Source organism: Methanosarcina baikalica (assembly GCF_031461075.1).
GTDB classification, from domain to species: Archaea; Halobacteriota; Methanosarcinia; order Methanosarcinales; family Methanosarcinaceae; genus Methanosarcina; species Methanosarcina baikalica.
In genome coordinates this window covers 28,809-48,142 of the sequence record NZ_JAVKPK010000007.1, presented here as the reverse complement: position 1 = coordinate 48,142, position 19,334 = coordinate 28,809, and the positions used below count along the sequence as shown (strand labels likewise).

The window sequence follows — 19,334 nt, the reverse complement described above, 5'->3', positions numbered from 1 at the left end:
AATACTTCCAATAAAAAATAAATCATGTGGGGTTATGGATGCTAAATAAACCTTAAAACAACATTATAACAGTATAATTTTAAATATTAAGTTTGAATACGTGGGCAGAAGGATTTCGAGCAGTCAGATCTTTACACCTTCAAGAAGAACCAGCTTCTTCTTCCAGTGGTCAAGCCCTCTCTTTGCAGCATACCAGTCAAAATATTTGTCATCACCCATAAGTTCGCCGGCGTCGAATTTTTGCATGAATTCGGTAGATATAAGGTCGTACTGGTCTTCAAATTCATCGCAGATCATGGAATAGCGGTATACCTTGTATTTCGCAAGATGTTTCTCATGTTCCAGAGCCGCGCGAATAACCTCGGTTACTTCCTCAAGCGAGTAATTGGTATCAATCTCCAAGGTAAAATCCATGTTTATCCCATAAGAGTTTCATAAGAGTTATTGCTGGTACTAAAAAATTATCCTATATCTCTTTTTCTATTTATGAATTGTTTATATCTTCTCGGATTCGAAGAAATCCGTTTATTCTTTTTTCGAATCCGTAAGAATATATTTGCAGTCTATGTTTTCACAAATTAATAACGTTTTACCTACTGGAGTCGGTAAAAGGTCATAAAAAATTAGTTCAGTGTACGAAGTCAGTAAAAAGCCAGTAAAAAGCTAGTAAAAAGCCAGTAAAAAACCAGTAAAAAACCAGTAAAAAGTCAGTAAAAAGTTATTAAAAAGTCATTACTGGAATGGAATTTGAATATTGAGGACAGGAAAATGAACGAATAAAAATAAATAAAAAAAAAGAAAAAAATTCAGAACAGATAGTTACTATAGAAGGTGTGGGTTTTTAAAGCAAAACCACACAGTCATCAGTTCTCGGCTGCAATGGGAATTTTCCCCGAATTCTCCAGGTTATTGTAAATGAACGCTGAAGAGTAAGCAAGCAGCATGAATTTAAAACCCTCGAGAAAATCCATCTCGATAAACTTTAAAATCATACATACGAAGAATGTAAACTGTACTGCACACAGGACCATTCCGGTTACTGTGAACATTTTCTGACGACTGCCACTATCACTACTGTCTGGATCATCGGATTCTTCTGACATATTGTTTCTAACCTCGCAAATAAAGGTGCTAAAGGCGTTTTGTATTTAGCTTGTTTTTATCTGCTTTTAATTTATTTTTGTGTTTCTAATTGAATAAGGTTTTATCGTCGGCAGTTTTCAACCAGCTCAAATTAAATAGAATCCCCTGCATTAAAGCATGGAAGCTAGTTCCTATGAAGCTCTTAAAATGAGACAAAAAGCTGAAAACTTCAATGGATGCATCTGAAGGTTCAGTTACATTGATCTTCTGGTGCAGCATTTATCTGAAAAAACACTCTCCGATTAGAGACTTTTATACAATATCACTATTTCTAATGGATAGTATATATAACTTGCGAAGGCATGTGGGGTACTGTTGAGCCTGTAATCGGTTTTCATTTCGTGGCTTTGAGATTCTTCATGTTCTTGTAACTATTTTCCCAGATAAATCCTGAATCATTCCCTGCGGGCGGGAGTTTAAAGATACGTGAGATTTGCGGGAGTGGGAACTTTTCAGGCGGCTGGAGAGTTATTAAGATATTATTTTTATTTTTTGTACTTTATGGTAAGTCACTGACTAAAGTAACATAACCCACTCCCTCAAGAGCTCTTTTTATTCACTTTAACAAAAAATGTACAACTACGTACACATACCTGAAAAGCTTTAAACGAATATTTAATGATTTCCTGTTATAAACATTTCGTAGATACATAGAAGACCCTCATTGAATGAAGTTCGCAAATTAACGTCAACATATTCTGAATACACATTATGAGTATTAAAAAGCATATTTTGCGGCAAAAAACGCCTAAACCCATTATTGCCAGTGACGCCGCAACAGACCGAAAATTCATTGTCTTCCCCCTGCATCCCGATCTAACCTCTTAAGAATTAGCCCGAAGCCCGACATGAGGTTTTCACATGTTTGGCGGGTTTTTTACTAAAATTGGTAAAACTAAATTATAGTTGGCAGAAATATGCCTGAATTTTGGGAAAAATTTACGGTATGAATTTTAAAGTTGACATTCTCCATTATTCAATTATATGAATGGTTTGAATTTTAAGACAAGCTCGAAGTAAATCGAAAAATTTAATTCAAAAGAAAGTTACTACAACATATATTGTCAGGAGTGTCTGGATGTTTCCTGAAGTACAAAACAATCCCTTCACTTTTCATCTTGATCCATCCGGATTAGTTTTTACCTGGCAGCCTTCATCAAAATTTTGCAAGAAATATTGATTCTCGAAAAACTGCTAAATATGGGGATCAATTCTTTTGTGAATTCATTTTCAAAGACCGGTAATACCAGTAAAGAAGTAAATAAATTAGATACTTTGAAGCTAAAGAAAGAGGATTTTTGAGGGAATAGTTATGAAGAAAATTTTAAAGATAATAACAATGCTTTTTGTCATTGCTGCTGTTGTCTTTGCAGCCGGTTGTACCGAAAAGTCAGAACCTGTGACTGAAAACAACACAACTGAAAATAACACAACTCAAGCTAATGAAACTGTGGAAACAGGGCAGATAGTAACCGAAGCTGACAACGGAACAAGCATAAGTCTCAAAAATGGAGAGAATTTTACCCTTCAACTCAGGGAAAATCCGTCCACAGGCTACTCCTGGCAACTGAACGTGAGCGAAGGGCTCACTATTCTCAGCGACGGATATACTCAGGATGAAGCTCCTGAAGGCAAGGTTGGTGTTCCGGGAACTCGTTCATGGATTATTGAAGCCGTGGACCAGGGCAGCCAGCAGGTAAACGGTATATACAAACAGTCCTGGATGAATACAACCGGCACAGAGAAGAACTTTACACTCACTGTCGAGGTTGACTGAGAGGCATTTTTGTTTCTCAGATCTTATTTCCTTTTTTACCTTTTTTTAATTTGAATAATTTGTGGGGCTAGAAGCTTCTCAGGCGGCGGGAGAGTTATTAAAAGAGAATTTTTATTTTTTGGCTGTAGTGGGCTGATGAATAAATGGAAACCGGGGCTGTAGAGAATAAAGGAAATTATAGTTTAGGGAGATGGGTTAAGATCTGAGAAAAAGACAACGGAAAGCCAGATTAGTATCTTTTACCGTTATTGTTCCAAGCGAAGCGAGGTCAGAACTATAATTAAAACAAAAATTGAGAAAAATCAAAAGTGAAGACATCCTTTTAGATTGAACATTCTCGCTCAATCTCAGAAAGATATGTAATAATTAATTTTTTCAGACCATTCAATTTATATTTATTCAAGGGAATACCCAACAAAACGATCTTGCTTTTAGTATTAGAAAACGGGAAAATGTAATTTAATTCTGAAATATATTGTTCATTATAAGGATAGCATAAAATTCCAACTTTATTCTTGTTTTTTGTAAAAGCAGTATACGCAAGCAATTGATGTAAATCTTTTCGATGTTCTTCTTTTAACTCTCCGTTGGTGCTTTTTAAATTGAAGAGGTGAGATTTGTATTTTGCATCTATTACGATATCCAAGTTATTTTTCATCAAAATTATATCGGGTTCTAAATAATTGAGGCTCCAGAGTGGGCTAAAATGCGAAGAACGTCTAATTTTGTAATTGTTTAACTGGTTTGCTCCAATTTCCAACGAAATTTGATTGAATATGAATTGGACATATTTTTCAAATATAAGGGAAAAATCAATTCTCCATGAAGTAATTTCTTCGAAGTTTCCGTTCAGAATTTTATTCCCTTGAGTCTTTAATTTTTTAATGATTACTGGATCTGAAAGATGTATCTGAAGCTCATTTGTCAGTTTTTCAGGAAACTCATATAATGCATTATCCAAATACGTCAAAGTATCTCGATATTGATATTTAATACTTAGAGGAGTCTTAAAAGAAGTAATTTCTCTCTTTGCAATGCCATAAACGTATTTTAATTCAAAAAACTCACTATGGAATTTGCTCAGAATATTGTCATGACAGGGAAAAAGCAACCTTTTCGCAGGGTCAAATTCTTTTTCCACATATTCCTTCCAATCAACCTGAGATTTTGGGTATCTATATATTCTTTTAGTTGTTTGAAATTTGTTCCATTTGGTTTTTATCGCTTTTTCGAATAAGTTTACGAACTTTACCGCCTCCAAATAGAGAGGAGGTCTCATGTTATTCTGCGACAAAAGAGGAATCGAATGCTTGAATTCAGGAAGTATTTCACTTTCCAGTAGATTTACAATTTCAACATATTCTGAAAACTGGTCAGTTGCAGAGGTATACCGGGGCTTAACTACAAAATCCCCCATCTGCTTACCGGTATCTGGCGATCTTAGTGGAATCGCACCAATAAAACGATCGGACTTAAAATTTAAAGAAACTCCTTTTCCGCTTCCCTCAATTTTAGGAGTGACTTGAAGAAAATCAAAAGAATCTTTATTATAATCAATGAATTTCTGTAAATATTCAGATAAATATCTCTTGTCAGCTTTCTTAAACCATTTTTTTGCGAGAAATAGTCCTGAAATGGATTGTGACTTCTCAGTAAGGCACGGAACTTCAAGGAAGATGTTTTCCTGAGAATTCATTCAAATAATACCTCGTCTATTCGGTCGTAGAAGTACTTGGTAAACTCATCCTTTGCATTTACTAAAAGACCTTCAGCAAGGTATTCTCTGATAAGAGGAAGCAACTCATATTTAACCCGATCTTTCATTTCCTCTTCGTTTTCAGCGATAAAATAGGCTTGTCCAGGTTGTAATGATAGTTCTTCACTGAACGCATACATATTGAATATATCATTAAACTTTGAGAAATCTTCTTTGAAAAATTCTTTCTTTCTGGATGATTCAATTATATGAGGTTTTAATGTGTACCATGCAAATCTTCGTCTTAAAGCAAAATCAACAACAGCTAGACTCCGATCTGCAGTGTTCATTGTACAGACTACATAATAATTCGAGGGGATATTGTTTATTCTGTACCCACCCCCGATGTCAATTTCGACGGAATTATCCTCTAACTGATATTCAAAAAGGTAGAAAATAGGGCCTAAAATATTAGATAAATTTGCCCTATTAATTTCATCCACAATAAGAACAACATTTTTTTCAGGGTTACTCTCGGCTGTTTTCAAAGATTCGTAAAATATACCCTTTTGTTCTACATAAGCAACTTCTCCAGCCTCTAGGTCAGGTTTTATACCATAGATAAAATCACTGTAACTGGTTTCTGCATGAAATTGTGTAAAGAATATTTCTGAATCAAGTTTTTGTGCAATAATCTTTGCTAATCTCGTTTTTCCAGTCCCAGGCGCACCTTGAATGATCACAAACCTTCTTTTCAAAACAAGGCTTAGTGCTTCTTTTTCCTCATTCACATCTTTAACTCTTGTGACTTTGTCTATTGCTTTAGAGACTGCTTTTCTTTGTTCTGCGTTCCGGGGAAAGTTTCTCAATCGTGCATAAGCTGCAATGAAGCCTTCTATGATTTTTCTGCCTGCCTCGGATTCAGGTTCCCAAATAATCTCACAAGCTAATTTGAGTTTAGAATAATTTTTTAAAGTTTTCTCTAAATTTGGAATTTTTAATGTAAGTTGCCTTGGCAAACTGGATTCTATATCCAAAAACGAGGTCTTACAGAAGCCATCTTCACTAACGATTGAAGAATATAGTCTTCTCACACCAGGCAAGGCTGCAAGTTCATAATCATTTTTAAATCCGAGAGAACCAACAACAAGTGAAATTAACCAAGGTCTATTTTCTTTATCTGGGAAGATTACTAGAGAAAAATCATGATAAGGACCAGATGGTTCTTCTTCCGGAGAAATTAACCCAAAAAATGCTCCACCTTGATTGAGAGCATCATCTTTTGTGTTATTCCGAAATATGTAATCATTCAAAATATCTTCATTTTTCGCCCCAAAATTCTCGGCTAATTCTTTAACATATTCAATAGTCCTTTCAATTTTACTCATCTATACCATCTTAATCCAAAAGTCTTGGCAAATAATTTTAAGTTTCAATTATTTTAGAGTCATAAATAGTTGTCTCTTTTATCTTTTTTGAGTTTGTAAATGATAGTAAATGAGAATTTTATGTAGAAAACCCAAGGAGAACGTCGAATAGACTCTATTAGAAAAACTGAAAAAGCCATTATTCAATTTTTTTCAATCTGACATTAATTTATTAAAACAGGTTCTAATTTGAGAATCATGTTAAGAAAATTAATCAGTAAATAAAAACCATTCGGTTCTCCAAAACTACACCTTTAAATCCCATACCTTCCATTTCTATCCCATAACATAACTCTTATAAATTTTACTCGGTGACCTTTTTATGAAGAATAGGCTTTACAAATATTATCCTGAAGATTTCGGGGAACTTACTGTTGACGTTTTGCATATGGACCTGGTGTTTGATGTTTATGAGGACAGGACTAATGTGAAGTCCGTGCTCAGGATTAAAACCAGGGATGCGCCTGTAGAGAAGCTGGAGTTAAACTGCAGGGACCTTGAGATTCGGGCTGTGAGCTGCATACAATGTGAGGTTTCTTACAGATACAGGAAGGACGATGCGATTCTTGAGATTGATTTCAGGGATGTAATTCCGCCTCACACTGAGGTTGCGGTCATTACGGATACGGTTTGCAGGCCGACCAAAAATATCCTTGAAGGGCTGTACTACGACGAAACACCGGCAGGGGCTCCTCCTCAGCAGATCACGCAGTGCCAGCAGTGGGGGTTCCAGAGAATCGTGCCGTGTATTGACGACATGACTGCAAAATGCACTTATAAGACTGCCATTATTGCAGACTCCAGATACACGAACCTGATCACAAACGGGGATGTTGTGGTTGAGAGGCATACCGTAAAGCCCGGGCGGGACAAAATCGTCTATGACAACTCGGTCACGCCAATGGCAACGTATCTTTTTTTCCTTGGTGTGGGGACTTATTCTACTTTCACCAGAGAATTCGAATATCCTGACGGAGGCACTTTCCTGCTGGAATTGCTCGTGCCGCCTGGCTCAAACGCAACTGCTGCCGAAAAAGCCCTTGATGTCCTGCATGATTCTGTCATGTGGGTTTACCTTTTCACAGGGCCTGAGCAGTTCGATGAGAAGAAACTACCTGTCAGGACGGAAATCCTTGAGCTTGTCCGCAAGCGAGAGAAAATGAAACTTGAAACAAAACCTGAGTCCACGCTGGAAGAACTCGAAAAAATCAGGGATACGCTTGCCGGGCTTGCCGGAACCATCAGTCCCGGATACAGGTATACAGGGACCGTGTACAGGGAAATAGGGATGCAGAACTCGGACTTCGGGGGTATGGAAAATGTGGGAAATACCACAATTACCACAAACCGGATAATGCCTTTCCCACAGACGACAGACCCGGCTTTTGAATATATGATCCGGGTCAAGGTACACGAATACCACCACAACCAGAATGGGTCCGAAGTCACCGGAAAAAGCCCGTTTGAAATCTGGTTGAATGAAGCTGTAACAGTGCATGTGGAAGAACAGTACCATGCTTTCCTCTTTGGCGAGGACTACCAGAGGCTCGGCAGGGTACTTGAGCTGCTCGCGCCGGCTTCGGGAACGTTTGCCCTGGATTCCGGGGCAGCTTCCATGCCAATCATTCCTGACGGCTTCAATGACCCCAATGACCTGATCACTGCAGTCACCTATGTGAAAGCCCCGGAATATGTGCGCATGGTCGAGTCCCTGATAGGAAAGGACACCTTTGTCCGGGGCCTTGACCGTTATTTCAAAAAGTTCAGGCACTCCAACTCAACTACTCAGGACTGGATCGAAGCCATGGAAAATGAAAGCGGACAGCCTTTAAAGGAAATGTCCGAGACCTGGCTGAAACAGACAAAATTCCCTGTAGTCGAGGTTTCAGCCGAATACGACAGAGCTTCCAGGAAGTTTACCTTCCTCCTCAAGCAGAAAGTTCCGGAAGGCGGAAAGCCCTGGGAATTCCCATTCAAGGCAGCCCTTGTTGACGAAAACGGAAATGACCTTGCAGAAATTCTGGAAAGGGTCAGCGGGGAAACTGCGGAAATTACGGTTGAAAACGTGGACATGCCTGCCTTCCTCTCCCTGAACAGAGGCTATTCTTTCTACGGGAAACTCATCTACAGGGCAGGCCAGGATGAGCTCCTGATGCAGGTAAGAAAAGATACAGATACCATAGGTAGGTTTACGGCTTTCTATACCCTGGTTGACAGAGAAAAGCTCAGGCTCCTCAAAAATCCCGAATCAAGGCCTTCTGAAGACTTTGTCGAACTTTTCTACAGGCTTCTGAACGACCGGCAGCTTCTCGAAAGGGCAGGAGGCCAGTTCCTGACCATCTTCGAGTCAGTCGAAGACGATGAGTTTGCCCACAGATACCAGGCGCTTTATGAGGTAAAACAGAAGCTCTTGAAGGCAGTTGCCTGGAAATACATAAATTCCGTTGTTTCCGCCTACCGCTTCTTTGAAAATTCCTCGGCTCCGAGGGATGCGACTCTGGAAGAGACAGCAAGGGTAATCAAAAGCAGGCAGGCTAAAAATGTCTGTCTGGGCATCCTTGCAACCCTTGATACTCCTGACATTCATGCCATGATAAAACAACAGTTCGAGACTGCGACCTGTGCAACTGACAGGCTGAGCGCATTTGCTGCATACCTGAATAGCTCGGCTCCTGACAAAATTGAAGTCCTGAGGGTTTTTGAAGCCGAATCAAAGCAAAATCTCGTTGCCTGGGAAGCTTTCCTTGCAGTAATAGGAAGCAACAGTAGCATTGACGCGGTCGAACTGGTGAGAGAAATGGAAAGGTCAGACGCTTTCAGGATCGAACAGACAAACGACCAGCGTGCCCTTTATGGAAGTTTTGCCCGCAATCGCAAAAAATCGCTTCAGACCGAGGAAGGAAGGACGCTTTTTGCGGAAATCCTGCGAAAATTGACTCCTGTAAACGAATACAGCACAGTCAATATGCTAAATGCCTTTGCAAATATAGACCTAATGGAGGCAAAGTATCATACTCCACTGGTCAAAATCCTTGCAGACATTCTTGCAGAACTTGACGCGCAGAAGTTCCCCAGTGTCTATAACAGGGTTAGAAAACTCCTTCTCGGAGCCCCTAAAGCTGTCGGAGCTTACGGAATTGTACATGGAAAAATTCCGGCTCTGCAGCCGGAAAGTCTGGAAAAGAAATAAACCGTTCAGAAAAACATTCTGTCCGGAAGAACCGATAACTCCAAGCTTTATCAGGTAACTCGGCCCGGAAGGAGTCAAAACCAAATATTTTCCTTCCGAGCTTCTTTTTTGTGCTCGTTTAATTGAGGTCTATATTCTTTTTTTCTTAAAGCTCTGCTATAGAACTATGTTTCCGCAAAAACTAGTTTTTTCTCCCTCGAACTTATTTCCTGAATAGGATTTGAAGGCTAAATACAGGAAGAATATATATTTCAAAGAAATAAATGTTAATCGGGAGTTTTTTCCGGATTTCGCGGGCTGGCTTTTAAGGGGGTGCTAAAAGGACATTTGAATTTTTTGAAGGTGTGTTTATCAACGCGTTCTCGTCTCTGTTCAATATTGTAGGCTCTCTCCTCATCATATACGGTGGACTAAGGTCAATTTCAGGGGTTATCCTCATTGAAGTTTTGAAGAAACATTTCAGTTACCAGCAAGTAAGAAAAGAGCTTACAAACAAGATTGTCTTCGGGCTTGAGTTTTTCATTGCAGCCGATATCCTGGAAACCTTACTTAATCCCTCTCAGGAAGAACTGCTCCTGCTGGGTACGGTTGTGTTGATAAGAACAATTCTCGGCTATTTCCTTAGCAAGGAAGTCACAGAATACCAGCTGGATTGAAGCAAGGCTGAAACCCGAAACCCTTTAGAAAGCCTTAATATCCCTTATCTTTTAGAAAAAGGCTACTTCTCTGCCTTTCCGGTCTTAACTCTGCGCAGTGTTCCAAAAATCTTTTGTAATTCCTTTTTAACCTTCTGAAAATACTGGACTTGCCTGGATAACCGCTGCTGCGGTGATTTTATAATACTTAAGATTGTACCATTTTAAAAAACAGTATAATTTAAAAGCAAGTAGAGTGTTAAGGATACAAAATATTATTAAACTCTAATATTATACTAATCCGAAATCCAGATTATGCTGACCGGGAGTCCGGGTTTTACTAACCTTAAACGGGCGTGGCTTGAAAACCGGCATCCGAATAATTCAAAATTATCAGACACAGGAGACATTTAATGTATTATCTCAAATGTATCGAATGCGGTGCAGAGTATTCAAAAGATGAAGTAATCTATACATGCAGCAAATGCGACGGGCTGCTTGATGTTATTTATGACTATTCCTCAATTAAAATTGACATGGAAAAATTAAAGACCGAATGCCCCTCGGTCTGGAAGTACGCAAAACTTCTTCCTATAGAAAGGGAGCCTGTAACTCTCAGGGAAGGCGGGACACCTCTTTATAAATGCGACCGTCTTGCTGAAAAAATAGGGATTAAAGAACTCTATGTGAAGCACGAAGGCATGAATCCTACAGGCTCTTTTAAGGACAGGGGGATGACTGTCGGGGTTACAAAAGCGCTTGAACTGGGCATGAGTACCGTTGCCTGTGCGTCTACAGGAAACACTTCTGCAGCCCTTGCAATCTATGGGGCAAAAGCCGGAATTCCTGTGGTTGTGCTGCTGCCTGCAGGAAAAGTAGCCCTTGGAAAAATTGCCCAGGCCCTGATGCACGGGGCAAAGGTTCTCAGCATCCGCGGAAATTTTGACGATGCACTTGCCCTTGTGCGTACGCTCTGCTCCCAGGAAAAGATCTATCTTCTGAACTCAATCAACCCTTACAGGCTGGAAGGCCAGAAAACTATCGGCTTTGAGATTGCAGACCAGCTCGGCTTCAGGGTGCCTGACAGGATTGTCCTGCCCGTAGGAAACGCAGGAAATATTACCGCTATTTATAAAGGCTTCAGGGAGTTTAAGATACTCGGCATAACCAATTCTCTCCCGAAAATGACCGGAATTCAGGCAGAAGGTTCCTGCCCCATCGTAAAAGCCATAAAGAGCGGGGCTCCGGAAATAACTCCTGAAGAGAAACCTGAAACAGTTGCAACAGCAATCAGGATCGGAAATCCTGTTAACGCGAAAAAAGCCCTGAGCGCGATCCGGGAATCGGGCGGGACTGCGGAATCTGTCACTGACGAAGAAATTCTTTCAGCCCAGAAGGATCTTGCAAGGCTTGAAGGCATAGGTGTCGAACCAGCAAGCGCGGCCTCGGTTGCAGGGCTTAAGAAACTTGTTGATATGGGCATTATAAGCAGGGACGAAACCATTGTCTGCATCACCACAGGGCACCTGCTTAAAGACCCGCAGGCTGCGATTGATATCTGTGAGGAGCCGACTGTGGTGGATGCCAATATAGAATCCATCAGGGAAGCTATCTTCGGAAAGGCGAAATAAAACCTGAAAAACAGATTTTATTAGAGCTTCGATTACAGAGATCAGTCGGAAGATAATTATTTTAGTTGGTATCGGAACCGTAAACAATTGAAATGTCGATTCACTCCGGTTCCTGTATCTTTCAATCATTTAAGGTTTCTTGAGATTGCTTATTAGCTTTCTGAAACCGTTTACTGTTATATCAATTCTTACGAGTGTATTCAGATTCTTTTAACATCAAAATGATTGTTTTAACCTCAAAATAATCGATGGGCGTGGACACCAATGGAGCAGGACTATAAGCCTCACGAGATCGAAACGAAATGGCAGAAAAAATGGACAGAAAGCGGGATTTTCCAGGCTGAGCCCGATAAGCGGGAAAAGTTTTTCATAACGATCCCCTACCCCTACCTGAACGGGAACCTGCATGCAGGACATACCCGGACCTTTACAATAGGCGATGTTGTGGCAAGGCACAAGCGGATGCTCGGGTACAACGTGCTTTACCCTATGGGCTTTCATGTGACAGGCACGCCTATTGTCGGGCTTGCCGAATTGATTGCAAGTCGGGACCCCCAGACCATGGACGTCTATGAACGGCTACATGGGATTCCAGGGGATATCTTGCCAACGCTCGATACACCTGAAAAAATTGTTGACTATTTCAAGCATGAAGCCGAGAAAGCCATGCGTATGATAGGTTACTCCATTGATTGGAGGCGCAAGTTCACTACAACGGACCCAACTTATAAAAAATTCATTGAGTGGCAGTATATCCGGCTTGGAGAAAAGGACCTGATCGTGAAAGGCTCCCATCCGGTAAAGTGGTGTCCGAACGACAATAACCCCGTAGAGGATCACGACATTCTGTACGGGGAAGAAGCTACGATTGTCGAATATACGCTGGTAAAGTTCCGGCATAAAGACATCGTTCTTCCCTGTGCTACTCTCAGACCTGAAACGACATACGGAGTGACTAACCTGTGGGTCAACCCGGAAGTAGATTACGTAAAAGCGAGAGTTGAAAAGGATGGAATTGAAGAGTTCTGGGTCGTTAGCAGGGATGCTTTCAGGAAACTCACCTTTACGGATCGGACAGTCGAGTATATTGAGGACATACCTGCAAAATCCATAATAGGGATCAAACTCACTAACCCGGTAACAGACGACGAAGTGATCTCCCTTCCCGCATCCTTTGTCAGGCCTGAAAACGGAAGCGGAATAGTTATGAGCGTGCCTGCACATGCACCTTTTGACTATCTGGCCCTCCGAGACCTTTACGATGTTGACCTGAGCAAGTACGGGATAACCGAAGACCTCAGGAAAATCGAACTTATCTCTCTTATAAAAGTGCCTGAGTTTGGAGAATTCCCTGCAAAAGAAATCGTGGAAAATATGGGGGTAACAAGCCAGAAAGATCCCAGGGCCGAGGAAGCCACAAAGATCGTGTACAGGAGGGAGTTCCACGGGGGAGTTCTTAAGGAGATTACAGGAAAATACGAAGGACATGCTGTCTCCAAGATTAAGGATATCCTTACAAAAGACTTAATCAGCTCAAACGCAGGAGAGACCTTCTACGAATTCAGCGAACCTATAGTTTGCCGCTGTGGCACGTCCTGTGTCGTAAATATGGTGAAAGGCCAGTGGTTCCTTAATTATTCGAACCCTGAATGGAAAGCAAAGGTTTACAGATGCCTCAGCCAAATGCGGATTATCCCTGCAGAGTACAGGGTCGAATTCGAGAACAAGGTCGACTGGCTTAAGGATAAAGCCTGCGCCCGCAGAAAAGGCCTTGGAACCCGCCTTCCCTTTGATAAGGAATGGCTGATTGAGTCCCTCGGGGATTCGACAATTTACATGAGCTATTACATTATTGCCAGGTTCATCGAAAAGGGTGACCTTACTCTTGAGCAGCTTACCCTGTCATTCTTCGATTATGTCCTGCTTGGAAAAGGTGATCCCAAAGCAGTTTCTGCGGATACTGGCCTTGATCCGAAACTTGTGGAGGAAATCCGCAGGCATTTCGTGTACTGGTATCCGGTTGACCTGCGTTCTTCCGGAAAGGATCTTGTCCCGAACCACCTGCTTTTCTTCCTCTTCCACCATGTAGCCCTTTTTGAGGAAGAAAACTGGCCAAGAGCCCTTGCAGTAAATGGCTTTGTTTCCCTCGAGGGACAGAAAATGAGCAAGTCCAAAGGCCCGATCCTGACCCTGGAAAGCGCAGTCAGTGAGTACGGCGCAGATATCACAAGGCTGTACATTCTTTCTACAGCCGAACAGACTCAGGATGCAGACTGGCATAAAGCCGGAATTGATTCTGCCAGGCGGCAGGTGGACAGGTTTTACTCGTTTGCAAAGGATGTTATCGAGAGTGGAAAACGTGCAAACCTGAGCATGGAGCTAAAGCAGATCGATCGCTGGATGCTTTCAAGGATGCAGAACTATATCAGGGAAACGAATATTGCCCTTGACGCTATCCAGACCAGGGAAGCTATACAGAATTCTTTTTTCCTGCTAATAAATGATGTCAAATGGTATCAGAGGAGAGGTGGAGAGGCCCTGCTCTACTACGTGCTTGACAACTGGGTCAGGCTTATGACTCCCTTTACTCCGCACCTCTGTGAGGAAATCTGGGAAGCTATGGGGCACGAAGACACGATCTCTCTTGCGCAGTATCCACTCTATAATGAAGACCTGATAGACGATGGCGCAGAACTTGCCGAAGAAATGGTCAAGGGAACCCTGGAAGATATTGAGGAGATCCTGAGGGTAACAAAGATGACCCCGCAGAAGGTTCACCTCTACACAGCCCCTGCCTGGAAATCCGCAGTCCTTAAATGTGCCTGCGAAATGCAGCTCGAAGCTCCTCTCGAGGTAGGTACCCTTATTAAAATGGTGATGGCAAACCCTGACCTGAAACGTTTCAGCAAGGATATCCCGAAGTTCGTGCAGAAGATCGTCCCGGAGTTCAAAAGCGGAGGCGCAGACAGGTACGAAATCTTTGCCGGCCCTGGTCTCGATGAGCAGGTTCTCCTGAAAGAGTCAGCTTCCTTCCTGGAAAAAGAAATAGGCTGTCCTGTTGAGATCCAGAGTGCCGATTCTCCTGCCTACGACCCTGAGAAAAAGTCCAGGTTTGCAGAACCTCTGAGGCCTGCAATTTATATTGAAAAGGTAACGCAAGAAGAGTAAAAGAGTAAAATAGTTTCTTCTTGACTAAAAGAATCTGTATCCGGGCAAAGTGAGAAAGCCCGAAATTTCTTACTTTTTTCTTTTTTGGCTCAACTATAACAGTGGCTTTTGCTATCCCAGATGCCCATGTTTATGTGCATGTGATTATTCAATAAAAAACTCCTTATTACTTTTTAGTAGTAAACAGTGTTTAGGTTTAGACTGCATGCACAAAATAGGAGAAATAATGGGATAAAAAATTGTCGTCTAGCCGGATGAATAATTCCAAGCACCCCGAAAATCGTATAAAATCCAGAGATTAGAAAATGCCTTTCCTGGTTGTCAGGCAGCGCCTGTAAAAGAACAATAAGAAGTAATAGGGGAGTAGTAATGAAACAACAGAACATTATAAAAAATGTACTTGAAAAAACAGGCAACGAAAATTTAATAAATGAGCTTACAACCAGGCTGTCACAGTCTGAAATCACCACACTTTTGCTTGCTCTTTCAAAAGAAATAGCGAACAAAAATACTCCTAATGATATCTTAAGCAAGTATGAATCTAACCGATTTGTAAAGCCGTCTCGACTTAATCCCATTAAAGTCAAGAAAGTCGAAATTTTAATGCTCGAAATGGCTGAAGCCTCAGGTTTTTTATCTGTTTTACTTTCTCCTGCAAGCCCTTTAGGAAGCTGCTCTGTTATAGCTAAGGTTGATCAAAACAATGTTATCTCTGCGACAAGAGGACTGGAGTTCATTGCAGACAACACCAATATGCTCGCCATATACCTTGCAAGTGGAATAAAAAACAAAACCATTGATAACACAAAAAGTCCTGTTCATTTATCCGCAATCTGCAGAGTTACTCGCGGACAAATGTTTAAAATTAATTCATTTGTTCCTCATTTTAGCTTGTTTACTCTTGCCAGTTCTGGCAAAGACACAGGTTCTTATTGTTTTGAAAAGGATACGATAACCAGACATATACAGTTTTATATAAACTACTTCGGAAACAAATTAGGGTATAGGCTTAAAGTAACTCTGAACATAAGAAATGGATATACTGATAAAATTGGATTTATTGATAGAATCCATTGCCACCTTCGTGAGATATATCCTCATACTGATTTTATCGTGAATAGGGAAGAAACTGATAACAGTTATTATCAAGGCATTAATTTCAAGATTAATGTTGAGGATATAGAAATTGTAGATGGCGGCTTTGTTGACTGGACGCAGAAGTTGCTTGGCAACAAAAAAGAACGCTTATTAATCAGTGGAGCAGGAGTTGATTTGCAGCTTATTGCAGGGATGCTGGATAAGACAATTTGATAGTCTGGTGACTGGTTATTCAAATACCAGCGGAGTTTTGTGGGATAGAACTAAGGACCCTCCGCGAAATCATTTAGGCACTTATTTATACAGTACACAAATGTTTCGCAAACTAGCTCATCGATTTAATCCCAAAATAATTATGTGTTGCCTAGGTTATTTCGTAGCGGACCCTTAGCTCATCCTCAGAGAATGCCAAACCTTGATAGTGTCTCATGCTTGTTAGACTGTCATGTCCTTGCCTCAGAAGAGTATTATATTTACTTCAGTAACCCTTTGGTCTGCTCCAATACTTCTTCGTTATCATGCCAGCCGGAAGCATGCCAAACAGGCTTTCCATCAATATTATACAATACGGAAAGCGGCATCATTGAGACGTCATCTTCGCCCATTTCTTTTGGGTGGTCATCACACATTACGACCTCAAAGAATACACCATTCTCTATTTCTGGAATTTTAAGTAGTGTTTTATCAACATACCTTTTCAGTGACTCACAGTTCCCGCAGCCATGCCCTGTGAATATCCTATAGATTGGTTTATTCCTATAATGGTATAAAATGAACCTGAATAATAATGTGTTAAATGTTTCATCGGGGTTTATTCAGACAATCAAGTCATTTGTTTCTGACATACCTCTTTATTCTTTTTTTGACTTTCAAATGCGTAGGTTCTATAGTTGTTAATATACTTTAAAGTATCAAAGCTTTTTATTTCATAAGTCTCTACGAACTCTTCCATTAATAGTATCTTCCTATTAAGATCATCATTTATCATTAAAGATAATGGTAATAGCTTTTCTTCTATTTTTTCTGTACTAAGATTCTCGAAATCACTAAATTTGATAAGCCTTTTCTCAAGAGCTAATGAAATTATCGGACTACTGTAGTCTCTTTCAACTATTTCCTTTTTCCATGTATTGACTGCATTATTTAGCATTGCTACAACATCCGCCATATTAAAAAGGGCTATTGCTTTTCCAAGTTCCGAAGCATCAAAACTTTCGGAGGACATTAGATCAAGTATGGATAGAACTGCAACCATTGTGGAAGGACCCTTATTCTGGACAACAAGAGAATAAGGGTATACAACCTTATTCCTGTTTAAAAGATATGAGAACTCCATTGACCCGGCTACGCTTCTTATTGCTAGGAAAAACTCACTTTTGAAATCATAGTATCTTGGAAGGGATGTTAGATGATTTTTAAGGAAGTCAGAAAAAATATCAAATGTAGTTTTTATATAAAGATTATCTAAGTTAGGTTGTGATGGTGTGTAAGTTCCAGATGCAATTTTATCGGCATTATAAAGAATACTCAACATCTCATAACTGAATTTGTTTCCGCCATTCTCAATTATAAAAGCTGCATTATCACACGAGTCATCAACGGCTGTATCCACTAGAGCTAGACACGTTTTGAAGTCGGCAAGTTTGTAGACACTAGAGGAGTCAACGCAAGAAAGATGTAGAAATATGTAACTATCATACAGCCATTTAAAAAGACCTGGCTTTCTGTGAGGGCTTGCAACATTCTTGTAGCTCGAATAGTAATTTTCCCACAACGTGTCATATCTGGATATTATCACAATTACCACCATCTTTGATAAACTGATTAAACTTTAAATATCACTCATATGTACAGCATAAGATTAAGTGAGCTTTAAATTCAAGTTGATATCTGATTCTTGTTACCTAAGTTTACATTCGCTAACTTCACTTCTACTTCGAACTTGTCAAAAAACAACTTCTTCATATTTTCTATTGATGATCTTGATAGTGAAAATCAAGATCTCCAGTCAAAGTTCCGAAGAATAATAATTTTCATAGGTTATTTCATTGAAGGCATTTAGATCCGAGAATCTGTAAACTGTATCCTATATTTCGTTCCGGACTTTTTTTTAAGTTCTATATCACCATTGATTTGATCAACAAGAGTATTTACTAACTGTAAGCCTAGTGAACTAGTGTTTCTAAAGTCAATTGAATCCGGAAAACCAATACCATCGTCTTCAACAACTAATGTATAATGTCTGCAGAGACAGGTTAAAATTTTCTTTTTATCATTAACGTCTCTGTGAAGTTTGATGTGAATTTTCCCGTTCCGTCCTTTTGGAAATGCATATTTCAGGGAATTAGAAATGAGCTCATTGACAATGATACCCAAAGGGATTGCATTGTCCATTTCAAAAAATATATCTTCCACATCTAAGAACAATTGGATATCAGAACTTCCTACTTTATATGATTTGAAAAGATCATCTGTTAGTTCTTTCAGGTATGAAGCAAAGTTGATTGTCTCCATATCTTTGGAGTTATACAGCTCTTCATGAATTATAGACATGGATGTGATTCGATTATTGCTTTCTCGAAATGCTTCAATAACTTTTTCACGTTCAAGATTACCGGACAGCAAGTTCTCGCACTCTAATTCTAGGAGGCTGGAGATTACCTGCAGGTTGTTTTTAATCCGGTGGTGGATTTCTTTTTTGCGAAGTTTATTGGCTTTGTCAAGAGCTTCCATTGAGATTTTTCGCTCAGTGACATCTTGGATAAAACCCTGGTAAAACCGATTTGTCTCATCTATATCGTGTACAACCTGAATAGACTCAAAGACCCAAACTATATTCCCATTCCTATTCAAAAGTCTATATTCTTGTTCAACTAAAGAATTAGATGCAGTGCTCAGCTTTTTTCTATTTTGAAGAAAGTTACTTTTATCCTCAGGATTCACTAGCTGAACCAATCTGATTTTTCCTGATAGAAGCTCTTCACTTTTATAACCTGTGATCTCCTCTACAGCGCCGTGCAACAGCACGAGGTTGAAATCATTGTTTAACTCAAATCCAATGCCTCTGAAGTTCTGCAGATATTTTATAATATGTTCTTCGCTCACCTTGAGTTTTTCCTGAGCATACTTATTTTCTGTAATATTTTTTAACAAGCCGATTGCCCGGTATACACAGTTATTTTCATCTTTAAGAAAAACTGAGCTATCTTCCACATGAATATAGCTCCCATCTGTTTTCCTGAACCTGAATTTTTGCCCAAATTTCTCCCCGGTCCTTAAAGACTTCTCCAAAGCACACCATACTCTGTCTCTGTCTTCTGGATGTATCAAGTCTTTACAGGCAGCCAAATCCATTTTGCTGAATTCTTCTTGAGTGTAACCGGTAAACTCTTTAATAGGTCCGGACCATTCAATCTTTCCTGTTTTTGCATCACCGTCAAATATTAATTGCCCCGTCATCTCGGCTATAGAGAAAAATCTTTTTTCAATCTTCTCTAAATTTTCCTTATAGAAATCTCCCTCCATGATTAATTATCTCCTACTATGGATGTTTAACTGTTACATAGTAC

Annotated in this window: 13 protein-coding genes; 6 read left to right on the top strand and 7 right to left on the bottom strand. The window is 40.0% G+C overall.

The genetic code is table 11. The annotated features are described in order from the left end of the window. Positions 1-123: 123 nt before the first annotated feature. Complete coding sequence (locus RG963_RS02900) at positions 124-414, bottom strand: hypothetical protein (RefSeq protein WP_310574777.1); 291 nt, start codon at positions 412-414, stop codon at positions 124-126. Between the two features lie 449 nt (positions 415-863). After that, positions 864-1,103, bottom strand: coding sequence for a hypothetical protein (locus tag RG963_RS02895; RefSeq protein ID WP_310574776.1), 240 nt, complete (start codon positions 1,101-1,103; stop codon positions 864-866). 1,352 nt (positions 1,104-2,455) lie between these two features. Between RG963_RS02895 and RG963_RS02890 the strand changes: the two genes are divergently transcribed. Continuing rightward, positions 2,456-2,920: a protease inhibitor I42 family protein gene (locus RG963_RS02890; protein ID WP_310574775.1), complete on the top strand. Its 465-nt coding sequence runs from the start codon at positions 2,456-2,458 to the stop codon at positions 2,918-2,920. A gap of 322 nt (positions 2,921-3,242) precedes the next feature. On the opposite strand, the gene RG963_RS02885 is transcribed toward RG963_RS02890, so the two are convergent. Further along, positions 3,243-4,616, bottom strand: coding sequence for a hypothetical protein (locus RG963_RS02885; protein ID WP_310574774.1), 1,374 nt, complete (start codon positions 4,614-4,616; stop codon positions 3,243-3,245). Continuing rightward, positions 4,613-6,004, bottom strand: coding sequence for an McrB family protein (locus tag RG963_RS02880; RefSeq protein ID WP_310574773.1), 1,392 nt, complete (start codon positions 6,002-6,004; stop codon positions 4,613-4,615). The genes RG963_RS02885 and RG963_RS02880 overlap by 4 nt, the downstream gene beginning before the upstream one ends. Positions 6,005-6,365: 361 nt before the next feature. Here RG963_RS02880 and RG963_RS02875 point away from each other — a divergent pair, with 361 nt between their 5' ends. The 5 genes from RG963_RS02875 (at position 6,366) to RG963_RS02855 (ending at position 15,978) form a co-directional block, all read left to right on the top strand. Further along, on the top strand, positions 6,366-9,233 hold the full coding sequence (locus RG963_RS02875; RefSeq protein ID WP_310574772.1) for a M1 family metallopeptidase: 2,868 nt from the start codon (positions 6,366-6,368) through the stop codon (positions 9,231-9,233). Positions 9,234-9,577: 344 nt separating this feature from the next. After that, positions 9,578-9,889 carry a DUF1622 domain-containing protein gene (locus RG963_RS02870; protein ID WP_310574771.1) on the top strand — a complete coding sequence of 104 codons (312 nt, stop codon included), beginning with the start codon at positions 9,578-9,580 and terminating at the stop codon, positions 9,887-9,889. Positions 9,890-10,281: 392 nt separating this feature from the next. Then, positions 10,282-11,499, top strand: coding sequence for a threonine synthase (gene thrC / locus RG963_RS02865; protein ID WP_310574770.1), 1,218 nt, complete (start codon positions 10,282-10,284; stop codon positions 11,497-11,499). Between the two features lie 264 nt (positions 11,500-11,763). Then, entirely contained in the window at positions 11,764-14,667 is a 2,904-nt protein-coding gene (gene leuS, locus RG963_RS02860; RefSeq protein WP_310574769.1) for a leucine--tRNA ligase, read from the top strand. A gap of 369 nt (positions 14,668-15,036) precedes the next feature. Further along, complete coding sequence (locus RG963_RS02855; RefSeq protein ID WP_310574768.1) at positions 15,037-15,978, top strand: hypothetical protein; 942 nt, start codon at positions 15,037-15,039, stop codon at positions 15,976-15,978. Between the two features lie 260 nt (positions 15,979-16,238). On the opposite strand, the gene RG963_RS02850 is transcribed toward RG963_RS02855, so the two are convergent. The 3 genes from RG963_RS02850 to RG963_RS02840 all read right to left on the bottom strand — a co-directional run bounded on the left by RG963_RS02850 (position 16,239) and on the right by RG963_RS02840 (position 19,290). Further along, a complete protein-coding gene (locus RG963_RS02850; protein ID WP_310574767.1) occupies positions 16,239-16,394 on the bottom strand; it encodes a hypothetical protein in 156 nt (51 codons plus the stop codon). A 194-nt stretch (positions 16,395-16,588) separates the two neighbouring features. Then, positions 16,589-17,377 carry a hypothetical protein gene (locus tag RG963_RS02845; protein WP_310574766.1) on the bottom strand — a complete coding sequence of 263 codons (789 nt, stop codon included), beginning with the start codon at positions 17,375-17,377 and terminating at the stop codon, positions 16,589-16,591. Between the two features lie 446 nt (positions 17,378-17,823). After that, positions 17,824-19,290, bottom strand: coding sequence for a PAS domain-containing sensor histidine kinase (locus tag RG963_RS02840; protein WP_310574765.1), 1,467 nt, complete (start codon positions 19,288-19,290; stop codon positions 17,824-17,826). Between the last annotated feature and the right edge of the window lie 44 nt (positions 19,291-19,334).